This is a genomic window from Bacillus xiamenensis (assembly GCF_000300535.1).
GTDB classification, from domain to species: Bacteria; Bacillota; Bacilli; order Bacillales; family Bacillaceae; genus Bacillus; species Bacillus xiamenensis.
On record NZ_AMSH01000044.1, the window covers coordinates 1 to 12,995 of the forward strand.

The 12,995-nt window shown below is 39.7% G+C and carries 16 protein-coding genes; 9 read left to right on the forward strand and 7 right to left on the reverse strand.

Translation table 11 applies throughout. The features are described from left to right. Positions 1-129: 129 nt before the first annotated feature. The gene (gene dat, locus BA1_RS13205; protein WP_008359833.1) at positions 130-984 is read right to left on the reverse strand and encodes a D-amino-acid transaminase; all 855 of its coding nucleotides are present in this window, start codon (positions 982-984) and stop codon (positions 130-132) included. A gap of 296 nt (positions 985-1,280) precedes the next feature. Between dat and BA1_RS13210 the strand changes: the two genes are divergently transcribed. Further along, positions 1,281-2,135, forward strand: coding sequence for a polysaccharide deacetylase family protein (locus BA1_RS13210; RefSeq protein WP_008359834.1), 855 nt, complete (start codon positions 1,281-1,283; stop codon positions 2,133-2,135). Between the two features lie 40 nt (positions 2,136-2,175). Here the strand turns inward: BA1_RS13210 and BA1_RS13215 are convergent, their stop codons facing one another. The 3 genes from BA1_RS13215 to BA1_RS19085 all read right to left on the reverse strand — a co-directional run bounded on the left by BA1_RS13215 (position 2,176) and on the right by BA1_RS19085 (position 4,291). Beyond that, positions 2,176-2,907 carry an NAD-dependent protein deacylase gene (locus tag BA1_RS13215; protein ID WP_034739446.1) on the reverse strand — a complete coding sequence of 244 codons (732 nt, stop codon included), beginning with the start codon at positions 2,905-2,907 and terminating at the stop codon, positions 2,176-2,178. A gap of 29 nt (positions 2,908-2,936) precedes the next feature. Then, positions 2,937-4,025, reverse strand: a complete 1,089-nt coding sequence (locus BA1_RS13220; RefSeq protein ID WP_008359837.1) for a mechanosensitive ion channel family protein — start codon at positions 4,023-4,025, stop codon at positions 2,937-2,939. Positions 4,026-4,189: 164 nt separating this feature from the next. Then, positions 4,190-4,291: a YhdX family protein gene (locus tag BA1_RS19085; protein WP_008359843.1), complete on the reverse strand. Its 102-nt coding sequence runs from the start codon at positions 4,289-4,291 to the stop codon at positions 4,190-4,192. Between the two features lie 308 nt (positions 4,292-4,599). Between BA1_RS19085 and BA1_RS13225 the strand changes: the two genes are divergently transcribed. From BA1_RS13225 to crcB, 3 genes are read left to right on the forward strand one after another with little or no spacing between them, the layout of a single operon-like run. Beyond that, positions 4,600-5,316, forward strand: coding sequence for a glycerophosphodiester phosphodiesterase (locus BA1_RS13225; protein WP_008359844.1), 717 nt, complete (start codon positions 4,600-4,602; stop codon positions 5,314-5,316). A gap of 5 nt (positions 5,317-5,321) precedes the next feature. Then, positions 5,322-5,717 (forward strand): fluoride efflux transporter FluC, encoded by a 396-nt coding sequence (locus BA1_RS13230; protein WP_008359845.1) that lies wholly within the window; start codon positions 5,322-5,324, stop codon positions 5,715-5,717. Next, positions 5,718-6,083, forward strand: a complete 366-nt coding sequence (crcB, locus tag BA1_RS13235; protein WP_008359846.1) for a fluoride efflux transporter CrcB — start codon at positions 5,718-5,720, stop codon at positions 6,081-6,083. Here crcB and BA1_RS13240 read toward each other — a convergent pair. Beyond that, positions 6,080-6,472, reverse strand: a complete 393-nt coding sequence (locus BA1_RS13240; protein WP_008359847.1) for a hypothetical protein — start codon at positions 6,470-6,472, stop codon at positions 6,080-6,082. The two genes, crcB and BA1_RS13240, sit on opposite strands and share 4 nt — an antisense overlap. 88 nt (positions 6,473-6,560) lie before the next feature. Beyond that, positions 6,561-7,943, reverse strand: coding sequence for a hemolysin family protein (locus BA1_RS13245; RefSeq protein WP_008359856.1), 1,383 nt, complete (start codon positions 7,941-7,943; stop codon positions 6,561-6,563). Between the two features lie 335 nt (positions 7,944-8,278). On the opposite strand from BA1_RS13245, the gene BA1_RS13250 reads away from it, so the two are divergent. Both BA1_RS13250 and BA1_RS13255 read left to right on the forward strand, forming a co-directional pair. Next, positions 8,279-8,719, forward strand: coding sequence for a MerR family transcriptional regulator (locus BA1_RS13250; protein WP_008348973.1), 441 nt, complete (start codon positions 8,279-8,281; stop codon positions 8,717-8,719). A gap of 58 nt (positions 8,720-8,777) precedes the next feature. Beyond that, positions 8,778-10,109, forward strand: a complete 1,332-nt coding sequence (locus BA1_RS13255; RefSeq protein ID WP_008359861.1) for a hemolysin family protein — start codon at positions 8,778-8,780, stop codon at positions 10,107-10,109. A gap of 39 nt (positions 10,110-10,148) precedes the next feature. Here BA1_RS13255 and BA1_RS13260 read toward each other — a convergent pair whose 3' ends face one another. After that, entirely contained in the window at positions 10,149-10,751 is a 603-nt protein-coding gene (locus tag BA1_RS13260; RefSeq protein WP_008359863.1) for a lysophospholipid acyltransferase family protein, read from the reverse strand. A 386-nt stretch (positions 10,752-11,137) separates the two neighbouring features. Here BA1_RS13260 and BA1_RS13265 point away from each other — a divergent pair, with 386 nt between their 5' ends. The 3 genes from BA1_RS13265 to BA1_RS13275 are packed head-to-tail and all read left to right on the forward strand — an operon-like array spanning position 11,138 to position 12,958. After that, entirely contained in the window at positions 11,138-11,629 is a 492-nt protein-coding gene (locus BA1_RS13265; RefSeq protein WP_008359865.1) for a sigma-70 family RNA polymerase sigma factor, read from the forward strand. Further along, a complete protein-coding gene (locus BA1_RS13270) occupies positions 11,622-12,680 on the forward strand; it encodes an anti-sigma factor (RefSeq protein ID WP_008359867.1) in 1,059 nt (352 codons plus the stop codon). Before BA1_RS13265 ends, BA1_RS13270 begins: the two co-directional genes overlap by 8 nt. Next, positions 12,668-12,958: a hypothetical protein gene (locus tag BA1_RS13275; protein WP_008359869.1), complete on the forward strand. Its 291-nt coding sequence runs from the start codon at positions 12,668-12,670 to the stop codon at positions 12,956-12,958. Before BA1_RS13270 ends, BA1_RS13275 begins: the two co-directional genes overlap by 13 nt. Positions 12,959-12,995: the final 37 nt, after the last annotated feature.

Genomic DNA, 12,995 nt, shown 5'->3' on the forward strand with positions numbered 1-12,995 from the left:
CTATTAAGTACTAGTACCTAAGCGTATCTAATTTGACATTCTTTAGCACACGCACGCAGGACTGACAAAGAATGCGAAGGTTTGTCTACACGCTGAGGCTGTAAACATTGGTTTACAGCCTTTCTCCTTTTACGAGGAAATAGATGCTTCACTTTCATGCTTAATCTTTTTCTGGAAACCTTCCTGTACACGTTTCGTGATCTCTCCTGGAACACCTTCTCCTACTGGTTGACCATCTATCTCTACAATCGGAACGACTTCAGCAGTCGTTGAACTGATGAAAATTTCCTGCGCGTGCAACAGCTCTTCTTTGCTAATACGGGTCTCTTCAACCCTGCATCCTTCTTCCTCACAAACCTCTAGCAGCTTTCGACGGGTAATGCCATTTAAAATCAGATTGTTCGCTGGGTGTGTACGAATCACGCCATCAATGACGGCGTATACATTCGAGGAGGTCCCCTCTGTCACAAAGCCGTCTCTGATTAAAATTGCTTCAAATGCACCAGCTTCAGATGCTTTTTGCTTTTCCATGACGTTATATAAGAGATTTAAGCTTTTAATATCACATCTTAACCAGCGAAGATCCTCTGACAATAAAGCCTTTGCACCAGAAGTTTGCTCCTGAACCGGCTTTTTCACTTGGAATGTATATGCCGTAATTTGAGGGGTGAGCGTACCATATTGATGTTTACGAGGTGCGACGCCTCGCGTGACTTGAATATATACACCGCCATCTGTTAATTGATTGTCAGCGACTAGCTTTTTTAATTTTTCTTCCATATCTGATACCGTACCTTGCAGATGAATGCCGATTTCCTTTGCACTCTTGAACAGACGCTCTGTATGCTCTTTTAATGTAAACAAAGTACCATTGTATACACGGATGACCTCATAGACTCCGTCACCAAATTGGTAGCCCCTGTCTTCAATATCAACATGTGCATCTTTTTTTTCAATGAAATCTCCATTGTACAATACTTTCATATGGAATCTCCCCTTCGCTTTGCTTTATGGTTGAGTCTGATGCTATCTTAGCCGATAAATGTAAACGTTTCAATGATTATTCAGAATTATTTCATATGAAAATGAATCGATAACCTCCTATTGTAACAAATATAGATTCATAACCAAAAAGATTCCAATTTTTTAGCATCTTCTATATTCATAGGTTCTTTTTTCCTGTATACTTACTCCATATAAACACGACAAAAAACAGCGAAAAAAGACAGAATCCACTACATGATTCGACACAAAATTTTTGATTTATTGGAGCGATTGTCATGCAACAGGTTACAAAAAAACAGACACCTTCAAACACGCTGCTGCTCTCAAAGGCTATTGGGTTGATGATTCTGACATTGATCCTTTTTTTCATTTGGGATATGTCCAAAACCAATATGCAGGCAGCAGATCAGCCGGATGAAATGTCTGCGAGCAGTTCATTTCGAGACACAAGCACCAGTCTGAAAGCAAAAGATGATTCTACGAAAACATTAGATGCACATTTTAAGATCAATCCAAACAAACATGTAACGGATCAAACGATCTTTTTAACCTTTGATGATGGTCCTTCTACGACATCAAATCAGCTATTAGATGTACTAAAGGCGCAGAAGGTGAAGGCCACATTCTTTATGCTTGGACCGCAGATCAAAGAACACCCAGCAGCTGTGAAAAGACTCCATCAAGAAGGGCATCAATTAGGGCTTCATGGCATCACGCATGATGTGAAACGCTTTTATCAAAAAAGTGATTCTCCCGTAAATGAGATGAAAGAAGATCAGCGCATTTTGGCTTCTGTCACAGGCGAGTACACACATCTTGTGAGAACACCATATGGCAGTGTTCCAAATTTAACAGATCAGCAAAAAACACGATTAAAACAAAAAGGCTTTATCTACTGGGACTGGACTATTGATAGTCTTGACTGGAAATATAAAAGCTCAAAATATGTACAAGAAATATTAAATCAACTGCAAGTGTTAGAAACAAAATACCCAAAAGAACCGAAGATCATTTTAATGCATGATCAACCAGCTACAGCAAAATACTTAAACAATCTGATCACACGGCTAAAAGCGAAGGGCTATACATTTGAAGTCCTTGATGAAACCATGAAGCCTCTGCAACAATAAAGAAGAACCCGCATCATTTGGATGCGGGTTCTTCAATAGTTTATAAAGCCTTCACAAGATCACCAATCCGTTCGTGAAAGACAAGATCAAACAGTGAATCGTATTCCGTTTCACTCAAATTCATCATGACCTTGAAGATGGAAGGATGATGGGCTGCATCTTCTGGAATATATCGTGCTGGCGCCACTTCTAGGGAAGTGCCCATGACTAGCAGCATGTCCGCTTGCTGAAGCGACCTCTCCACCTGATCAAAATGCTTCACCCTATCTCCAAAAAGGACGACATCTGTTTTGAGCACACGTCCACACGTGCGGCCGCCTGAGGAGACCCTTTGACAAACCGGCACCTCTTCTTTTAATAAATAAGGCAGCTCGTATGTTGTTCTGCAAGAGGGACAAGTGGCCGTTTGAATGGAACCATGCAGTTCATAAACATGCTGGCTTCCCGCCTTTTTATGCAGGCCATCAATATTTTGAGTGAAAATGTCCACATGCTTCCCCTGCTTCTCTAAGTCGGCTAAAAAAGCATGTCCAGCGTTTGGCTCGTACTCTCCACTCATTTTCATTTGAAACAAATCCTTGAATTTAGGCCAGAATTGATGAGGGTGCGATAAAAAGTAGGAGCGGCTCATCGCTTCCATACGAGAGGTATCTTCTGTCCATAGCCCTCCTGTTGATCTAAAATCAGGAATTCCCGATTCTGTGCTCATCCCAGCACCTGAAAGGACCATAATATGTGAAGCTTGCGCTAGCCTCTCTTTTAATGCTGCCACCTTTGTTTGATCCAAACACACTTCCTCCTTTATTCACCCTGCTGTTTCTCACCTTTTTGTTTCATATAAATGGTCTGACCAGGGAATGCAAATTCCACTCCTTCTTCGTGGAAAATATCAATGATGCGATAGTTAATATCCTGCCTAATATCGAGGTTTTCAGACCAAGCTGTTGTGTTTGTGTAAAAGTTGAAGAATAAGTTCAAATAGCTGTCTGCCAATACATCAAGATTCACCATAATCGTTTCCTTATGAACCCCATCATGTTCATACAGCATTTGTTTTAGACGTTTGATGCACTTATCAATGTTTTCCTTTGGTGTATTGTAGGACACACGAACGGAGAACGTAATTTGTCGTTTATTCATTCTCGTCCAGTTTGTGATTGGCTCCTTTGAAAGGGTGGAATTTGGAACGGTCACCACCGCTTCAGCAGGTGTTCTAAACTTTGTACTTCGAAACGTAATGTCTTCTACAGTCCCAAGTACACTTGGGGTCTCTACAAAATCGCCCATCGTAAAAGGCTTCTCTGTAATGATGACAATTCCTCCAAAAAAGTTCGCCACTGTATCCTGCGCAGCGAGCGCAAAAGCCAGACCACCTAGACCAAGTCCTGCCACAAGTCCATTCACATCATAATTAAACTCCTGTGCAATGATGCTAATACTCAGTGCGATAATAATGAAGCGAAGAACCTTTGATAAAAATGGCGCTAAAATATCATCCATCTCTAATTCAAATTTTGAATTTACTTTTTGAAATAAGAAAGAAGAAGCAGCGGTTAAGTTACAAAGCCCCCACGTCAGCATCAATATAATAGAGGATCTATATAATTTGACAATGACATCCATGTGATGCTCAAAGTATGGTGCCTGTCTTAACGCAAAATATAGACCTAGTGCCACAAAAAACAGTCTGGCAGGTTTTTCGAATGCCACCACAATTTGATTAATGACTTCGGTTTTTGACCGATTTGTCAGCTTAAAAAGAAGGTGAAACAAGTATTTCGTAAATACTTTTCGAAGCAATAAAAAAAGCAATAAAATACAAAGGCTAATGCCAATTTGGATCGCAATATCTACTGTAAAATATGTATCCATCCATTTTTGTGTAAACATGTCTGTCTCTCTCCTTTAAAACAATCCTCTCTATTTTATAATATAACCTTCGTTTATGTCCTCTCTTAAATGTCTGACCTCTATATAAAAAGCCTCGGGACGTATCCCGAGGCATGATGTTCAATTATGAAATTTTGGCTAGAGACATATCGACGGGCAACAAACTACTTTTTCTTCTGAGCCTGATCCAGGAGAGTCGCTTTAAACATTTCAGCATCCGTTTCGACCTTAATACGTTCTTCCACTCTAATTCTCCCTTTACCCAATCATCTCGCCTCCTTTTCATCATTATAAAACATCAGAATTTTCAGTCAATATGACGAAAGTACTAATATTTTGACGAACGCTGACGATTTGGACAAAATTGAGCGAAGAAAAATTGATGTAATTCAGGTTTACTCAAACATAGCTCGGGCTATTCCTTTAACTTTTCATATTCCTACAATCATGCACTCCCAGTACATGCGATTTCATCATTACATACGGCGCTCTCCCTTTCCATATAGTAAAGAAGGAAAACCGACAAAGCATTTGATATGATAAGACCAGAACTTATGTCAGGGAGCTGGAGTAAGTGTATATTATTGCCCATAGAGGATCATCAAGCGCTGCCCCAGAAAATACAATCGCTGCGTTTGATTTAGCTGTTAAGCAGAGAGCAGATTATATTGAGTTAGACGTACAGATGACAATGGATCAGCACGTCGTCGTGATCCATGATGATACCGTTGATCGAACAACGAACGGAAGCGGTTTGGTTAAAGGTTATACACTTGATCAGCTGAAAAAGCTGGATGCAGGAAGCTGGTTTGGTCATTCGTACGGAAACGAACGAATTCCAACCTTACAAGATATTCTTGAGAGATACAGCAAACGTATTGGAATACTGATTGAACTGAAGCACCCTAAACGGCAAATTGGGATTGAAAAAGCCGTTGCCGACATCATCAACAAGTTTGCCTATTCCCGTCATATCATGGTTCAATCTTTTGATGAGACTGCCCTTCAAAGAATGAAAGCTTATGCGCCTTCTCTACGAACTGCTTTTATCATTAAGCCTTCTATGTTAAAAATGGCCAAAAGCAGTTTAGCCGTATACAGCTCCTTTGCGGATTGTTTGAATATGAAGAAAACGATGATGAACCGCTGCTGGATAGATCGTATTCACTCATTCGGGATGGATGTATTTATATGGACAGTGAAAGATCAAAAAACAGCAGATCGGATTAAAAAATACCCAATTGATGGCGTGGTAACGGATCACCCGCTATTTTTCCAAAAGGAGAAATGATCTACATGAAAACTTATTTCGCGGTTTTTATCGGTGGACTGCTTGGTACACTTTGCAGATATGAACTCAGCCAAACCGTTGTCAGCCAAACATTCCCCTATGCAACGATGATCGAAAACATATCGGGCAGTCTGCTTCTTGGTTTTGCAACAGGATATTTTCTATTTCAGAAGGGAAAAAAATATCTTGCCGCTTTGATCGGAACAGGATTTTGCGGTGGGTTTACAACAATGTCCACCTTTTCTAAAGAGGCAGTTCTCCTATTACAAGCTGGACAGGTCAATATCAGTATGATGTACATCCTGCTCTCGGTGATTGCTGGAGTAGCTGCTGCTTTAGCTGGACTTTTGACCGCTCAACGGCTCTTTCATCAAAATAAACAGCAGAAAGGAAGCAAATAAATGATTGTTCTTTATACAGCTGTGGCTGGAGGGATTGGCAGTGTCTTTCGTTTCTTCATCAGTCAAATGCTACAAAAAACCCAATCCCATGCCCGTTTCCCGTACAGTATTCTTTTGATCAATTTATTAGGTGCAGCTGGTTTAGGTTTTCTGACAGGCGCAGTGACATCCAATCACCCGCTGCTTGTGATCATTGGAACCGGTTTTTTCGGTGGTTTTACAACATTCTCTACTTTTAGTATCGAGTCTGCAACCATGCTGCTTCAGCATCAAATAGGCAAGCTCGCTGTCTATTTATTTGCGACGATGATCGGCTCTTTATGCCTCTTTGCTGCGTTTGATACACTAGGACAACTTCTTTTTTAAATCGTCGTGATGGCGGCTAAGCTGATCAGCAGTTGATCCATCAGCTGGCGCTTCATTAAAAACAATGTTTTTTCACTATAGCCGATTTCGATTGCACATTTTGCCATACGCCAATCTCGAAAATATTTGTAATCAATGAGCTTCCGCTCTATTTCATCTAATTCTTTCATTGCTGTTTCAATACAAGCAACAATGAGTTCATACTGGTTTTTCTGTTCTTCTAATTTTTTCTTTGTCATGTGATCTTGTTGAAGAGGACTTCTTTTTTCAAGCTGCCTTTCAATGTTTAAGATTGCTGCCTGATAATTTTTGAAATTTTTCAAATGAAACTCGATTCGTTTCATTGAGGTTTTTTTCTCTGTGATACTTGCAGTTTCATACCAAAGCATGTCCACCCTCCTAACGAACGTTTGTTCTCATTATAAACGAACACACATTCGCTAAAAAGAGCCTAAATACCTAAAAAAAACCTTGAGCTTATTTTTCGCTCAAGGTCATTTCATTTACTAACAGCGGCTCTTTTATATCAAGCTCAGGAAGCGCATCTCCCTTTTCTGCTGCTGTGACGCCTTTCTTTAAATCGATCTTTCTAATATAGCGCCCATCCATTTCCAGTACCTTTATCCGAATATCATCAAGATAAATCGATTGTCCTTCTTGGATATCAATATTTTCCTTCAAGATGAGCCCGCCAATTGTATCAATTTCATCATCTTCATAAGAAAGCTCGATGAAATCTTGAATTTCTGTTAATCTCACTTTGCCATCTAATATATAATGATGATCGGCTCTTTTTTGAATAACCGGCTGCTCATCTTCATCGAATTCATCACGAATGTCTCCAACAATCTCTTCTAAAATATCTTCCGTTGTGACAAGTCCAGACGTTCCGCCATATTCATCCGTTAAGACCGCCATATGCATTCTATCACGCTGCATCTTGACGAGAAGCTCCTGAATGGGAATCGTGTCAATCACTTCAATCACTGGATAAATATAATCTTGAATCTTCAGTTGATCTTTTTCTCCTTGATACACAATATCTGCAAAGAGCTGCTTTTTGTTCAGCATGCCAATGACATGGTCTTTATCCCCTGAAAACACTGGGAAGCGTGTGTACTTTTCCTTTGTCATGATGGCCAGTATATCATCTAATGGCATATCATCTGGTATCGCACAAATCTCTCTTCGCGGTATCATGATTTCTCTTGCAATTCGATTATCAAAATCGAATATTTTATTCATATAATGATATTCTGATGAGTTGATTTCCCCATTTTTTAAGCTCTCAGATAATAAAATCTTCAATTCCGCTTCAGAATGAGAATGTTCTTTTTCAGAACCCATATCAATGCCCATCATTTTGGTTAAGATACGAGCTGACCCATTCAACACATAAATGAAAGGGAACATGAGGATATAAAATGCATGCAGTGGTCCTGACAGCCAAAGCGTCATTTTTTCTGCCTTTTGAATAGCAAGCGTTTTTGGTGCAAGCTCCCCAACGACTACATGCAAAAAGGTAATAATAGAGAACGCAAGTGTTGCTGAGATCAGGCTGATTGCTGAATCAGGAATGTTTGTCAAACCGAACCCTCGAACCAATAGTTCTTTTACTGCCGGCTTACCGATCCACCCTAAACCAAGGGAGGTCACTGTAATACCAAGCTGACAGGCTGACAAATATTCATCAAGCCTTGATGTCACCTTTTTCGCCATGATGGCCTTTTTGGACCCTTCGGCAACAAGCTGATTAATTCTTGAACTTCTCACCTTTACAATGGCAAACTCAGATGCAACAAAGAAAGCTGTTAAAGCAATCAAAACACCGACTATACTCAGATTAACAATATCGTCCATTTAACCTTGCTCTTTCTTAGAAGAACAAGGAGTCACCTCCTGATTGATGATGTTGTCTTTTGCAAAACGGTTAACTGATTAAATAAGACTACATTGAGGGCCCCATTTAACCACCTCCGGTTCACGTAAAATCCGTCTCTCTACATATATATGAAACGGTATTCATTTTATCTTACCATAAATAATCTGAAAATTCCTGCATCACCCTGTTATTTTAGACATGATCACCTAAATTGAGGGAAATGCCCTCTGTTTCTCCATATTGGTAGTAAATATGAACAATTAACTTGTATTTCAGACTCGAATTATATTAAACTATTTTCATAAACTATAACGTGACGGTTAGGAGGAGATGTTCAGATGGGGCTGAGAAAAAGTATCGTATTGGTGAACTAGCACAGATTGCACAGGTGACAAAACGCACTGTAGATTATTATACCAATCTAGGGTTGCTTGCGCCTGTTAGATCTTGCTCTAATTATCGTTATTACGATGAACATGCTTTAAAACGATTACAATTAATCGTTCTTTGCAAACAGCAGAGATTGGCTCTTTCTGACATCAAATCCAGATTAGATGAACAATTTCCTTCTCAAAAGGAAGATCCTGATGAACTTGTCCATTTAACCTCTGATATCGATCGGATGAATGAGCATATGGACCGCATTTTGGCACGTTGTAAGCAGCTTCAGCCAGAACAACGTGAAAAACTAAAAGAGCAGCTTACTCCTGAAAAAATGACGGCTGTCCAATCATTTTTACTGCTGTTAAGTTAAAATTTTTACTAAACAGGAGGTGTTACCTTCGTTCTCAAAGTCAGAACGAAGGCCTTAATTGGACATAGTGAATTTACTCATAGTTGCTTTACTTATAGCTTTAACCGCATTTTTCGTTGCATCAGAGTTTGCGATCATTCGCTTAAGAAGCTCAAGAATTGATCAATTAATCGCAGAAGGCAATAAAACAGCAGTTGCTGTCAAGCACGTCACCACTCATCTTGATGAGTACTTATCGGCTTGTCAGCTTGGTATTACCATTACTGCCCTTGGTATTGGTTGGTTAGGGGAAGAAACGATTGCACATATGCTTGCACCACTTTTTACAGAGCTGTCAATTCCTCAATCAGCCAGTCATATTGTCACTTTTATTATTGCGTTTAGTATCATGACGTTTTTACACGTTGTGGTTGGAGAGCTCGCACCAAAAACACTCGCCATTCAAAAGGCTGAGCAAGTATCTCTTCTTTTTGCTAGACCGCTCATGGTATTTTATAAAGTGATGTTCCCGTTTATTTGGGTATTAAATGGATCTGCTCGTTTATTAACGAAAGCGTTCGGTCTTCAGCAAGTTTCTGAGCATGACATGGCGCACTCTGAAGAAGAATTGCGGATTATTTTATCAGAGAGCTATAAGAGCGGCGAGATTAACCAGTCTGAATTCAAATATGTGAATAAAATTTTCGAATTTGATGATCGTCTGGCAAAAGAAATTATGATTCCTCGTACCGAAGTTGTCAGCTTCCCGCACGATATTACGATTGAGGAAATGCTGAAAGTGACCAAGGTCGAGAAATATACACGTTATCCAATTGAAGACGGCGATAAAGACAACATTATCGGTGTTGTGAATATTAAAGAGGTACTCACTGCGTGTATTAGTGGTGAATGTTCGACAAGTGATACGATCGAAAATTTTGTGAACCCGATTATTCATGTGATTGAAACGGTTCCTGTTCATGATCTACTGCTGAAAATGCAGCGTGAGCGTGTACACATGGCCATTTTATCAGATGAATATGGCGGTACAGCAGGGCTTGTGACAGTTGAAGACATCCTTGAAGAAATCGTCGGCGAAATTCGTGATGAATTCGATATTGATGAAATCAATGAAGTGCGTAAGCTTGGAGAAGACCATTACATCTTTGATGGAAAAGTCCTTGTGGATCAAGTCAACCTGCTATTAGGAACGCAGCTTGATAACGAAGAAGTCGACACGATCGGCGGCTGGTTCCTTACACAAAAATATGAAGTCGAGAAAAATGACACCATTCGAGAACAAGGCTATGAATTTATCATCAATGAAGTCGATGGACACCATGTGGCCTACATCGAAGTCAAAAAGCTAAACGAACAATTATTAGAAGCAGCTGAAGAAGGCGCTTCGTAAGAAAAAGACGACCCTTGCCTTAGCAAGCGGTCGTTTTCTTTATCCCTTTTCTATTAACTGGGCTTCAAGTTCTTTGATTCTTGTGTTTAGCACTTCCGTCATCGCACCTAATCTTTCTTTTGGTGGCAGATGGTCAAATTCAGACAGCTCAATCGGTTCACCGATGATTAAACGCATTTTCCCCTTTTTGAAAAGGCTTTTCGCATTTGATGGCCCTTTGTACGCGGCCGGAACGATTGGTGATTTGCCGAGTTGTGCAATGGTGACCGCCCCTCTTTTTAAAGGAACATCTTCAGTTGTACGAGTTCCGCTCGGAAAAATTCCAACGATCTTTCCCTCTTTTAATAATTTAATGGGCGTTTTAATACTGCTTGGCCCAGGATTCTCTCGATCAACTGGAAAGGCATGAATTCTCTTTAAAAATCCGCCGATCCATTTATTTGCAAACAGTTCTTTTTTCGCCATGTAGTGGATCTCAAACGGGAGAATTCCTGCGCCTAATGCAAGAACATCCACAAAACCCTCATGCGTACAAGCAATGACAAATCCCCGATCTGTTGGCAGATTCTCTTTTTGATATACTTTGATTCCGCCTCGGAGAGCAAATAATGCTTTGATGGTATAGCCTGAAAATTTATACATAGTGCACTTCCTTTGTTTGAAGAATGAAGGATTTGTCTCTATTATAACAAATTTTTTATTACCTGGTACTAAAAATTTCATCATGCTGATAAAATGGAGTCTGTCTACTGACATCATCTTTTTTGTTTGAAATCATCACTCCTTCTGTGTTCAGGCTTGTGATTTAGGAGAGAATAAAATAGGAGTTGTGTCCAAATTTGTCGTTTTTCGAGTTTTTTTCCTGATTTGTTCTACTGAAAATACTTTATAAATGTTGCAAATTTCGCTATGATAAGGAGAAATGATTTTGATTCGGCGAAAGAGATGAGTAATGTACGGTCTATGAGAAGTTTCGTGCAACTTTATGCCTTTCTTATGCGTGTATAACATAGAGGGGAGAAAAATCAGTGACGATCGATGAAATTTATCAACTGTATATGAACGATGTTTACAGGTTTCTGCTCTCCATGACAAAAGACAAACATTTGGCAGAAGACTTATTGCAGGAAACCTTTATGCGTGCTTATATACATATTCATTCCTATGACCATAGCAAAGTGAAACCTTGGTTATTTCAGGTGGCACGAAATGCTTTTATTGATTATGTCAGGAAACATAAAAAAGAAGTGACCATATCGGATGATCTAATTGGCGGCCTTTTACAAACGTCTGTACAAAGCCCTGCTGAACAAATTGAAATAAAAGAAGTCCTCACGATGTATTTGGAGCAGCTTCCAGATAACTACAAGGAAGCGTTGACATTGTATTATTTAAAAGAACTGAATTACAAGGAAGCATCCAAGGTCATGAATATTACTGAAGCAAATTTTAAAAGTGTTTTATTTCGTGCAAGGCAGCGCCTAAAAGCACTATATAACAGAGGTGTTAATGATGAATGAAGAGTTTAACAAGCGATGGGAACAATATAATAATGGCGAGATGAATGAGGAAGAAATGATGGCGTTTGAAGAAGAGCTTGAAGAAAACGAAAAACGCTTAAGCCAGGAACTGAATGACTCAAATTGGACAGACTTCTCTATCAGTCCTGAAAAGCAAAAAGCCATTTTACAATACGGAAAAAGAAAGTCATATTTACGCATTTCCGTACTTGCTGTCATATCTACACTCATTATTTTACCGCTTTGTACACTAGGAAGTTATCTTTACTACGGCGTTGGCGGAGCAGAAAGCAAAGGCAATCATTTTATGGAAACAGCCGCTGTGACAGTCGCTTTGACCAAACCAAACGTCGCCATTGATATGAAAGATTTAAAAGGCCAGGTTAAGCTGTTTGGTATGAACACAGAGCTTAAGCTGCAAAAACAAATTGGGAACAAGACAAAAGCCATCGGCAGTGAACAAATTGAAATGTTTTTCGATAAATTAAAGAAGCCGACCATCTCTTTTTATGGTGATAGTGCACGCAATACAGAGGATTTCTTTACCCACCCTTCTACGCAGGCAGATGCATCAAAAAAACAAGTACTCACCACTTTAGACAAGCTGCCTGAAGGAACCGTGAGTGAAGTGTATGTATCCTATGACAAGGCTTACACACCAAAGGAAGTGTATTCCTTTGCTAAAAAATACGATATGAAAGTGCTCTGGAATGCGGTGAAAACAGAAGATTCATTAAGTGGAAATCAGCGGCCAATCGGTTTTCCTGGGAAAGACTCTGAATTTTTAAAAGAGCTCCAGCACACATCAAAAACAGAGGTAAATCAATTCAAAGATGCCCTCGCCTATGTGAATCAGCATCCAGAGTGGGCAAAAATAATCTCTGGCAGACCTGAACTTGATCTCTCTAACCGAATACGCTATATCAATCAAAATGGTGTTACAGTGTATGGATCTGTTGTCACTGGTCCTTCTAAGGAAATTGAGAAATTCGTGAAGACAAAACGCATTAAATCGGCAAAAGTGAGCGAGGTGGAATTATGGAATTGGTAAGAATTTTTAAAGAGCATAATGTGTTTGGCTGGATTTCTGTCGGCACCGCTATTTTATCCCTGCTCATGCTGAACCTCGCCATTATTAGCAATGTGACCTTTTATTCGTTTCAGATGCTTCCTTTTGCAATGGCCGCAGTTCCATTCGGTGTGATCGAGCTGTTCATTAAAAAAGGCCGCACAGGCCCAGGCCTCCTAGGCGTCGTTCTGAATATTTTTGTCATCGTTTGTGTCTATGCCATTGTTTCAATTGATGTCGATCTACAATTAGGTTTCTAATAACCTACAAAACGAAAAGCCAGCCATACTTGACTGC

Excerpts from the sequence above, each read along its gene's own strand:
- dat (WP_008359833.1), bottom strand. The coding sequence starts at position 984 with ATGAAAGTATTGTACAATGGAGATTTCATTGAAAAAAAAGATGCACAT.
- BA1_RS13210 (WP_008359834.1), top strand. The coding sequence starts at position 1,281 with ATGCAACAGGTTACAAAAAAACAGACACCTTCAAACACGCTGCTGCTC.
- BA1_RS13220 (WP_008359837.1), bottom strand. The coding sequence starts at position 4,025 with ATGTTTACACAAAAATGGATGGATACATATTTTACAGTAGATATTGCG.
- BA1_RS13230 (WP_008359845.1), top strand. The coding sequence starts at position 5,322 with ATGAAAACTTATTTCGCGGTTTTTATCGGTGGACTGCTTGGTACACTT.
- crcB (WP_008359846.1), top strand. The coding sequence starts at position 5,718 with ATGATTGTTCTTTATACAGCTGTGGCTGGAGGGATTGGCAGTGTCTTT.
- BA1_RS13240 (WP_008359847.1), bottom strand. The coding sequence starts at position 6,472 with ATGCTTTGGTATGAAACTGCAAGTATCACAGAGAAAAAAACCTCAATG.
- BA1_RS13245 (WP_008359856.1), bottom strand. The coding sequence starts at position 7,943 with ATGGACGATATTGTTAATCTGAGTATAGTCGGTGTTTTGATTGCTTTA.
- BA1_RS13260 (WP_008359863.1), bottom strand. The coding sequence starts at position 10,751 with ATGTATAAATTTTCAGGCTATACCATCAAAGCATTATTTGCTCTCCGA.
- BA1_RS13270 (WP_008359867.1), top strand. The coding sequence starts at position 11,622 with ATGAATGAAGAGTTTAACAAGCGATGGGAACAATATAATAATGGCGAG.
- BA1_RS13275 (WP_008359869.1), top strand. The coding sequence starts at position 12,668 with ATGGAATTGGTAAGAATTTTTAAAGAGCATAATGTGTTTGGCTGGATT.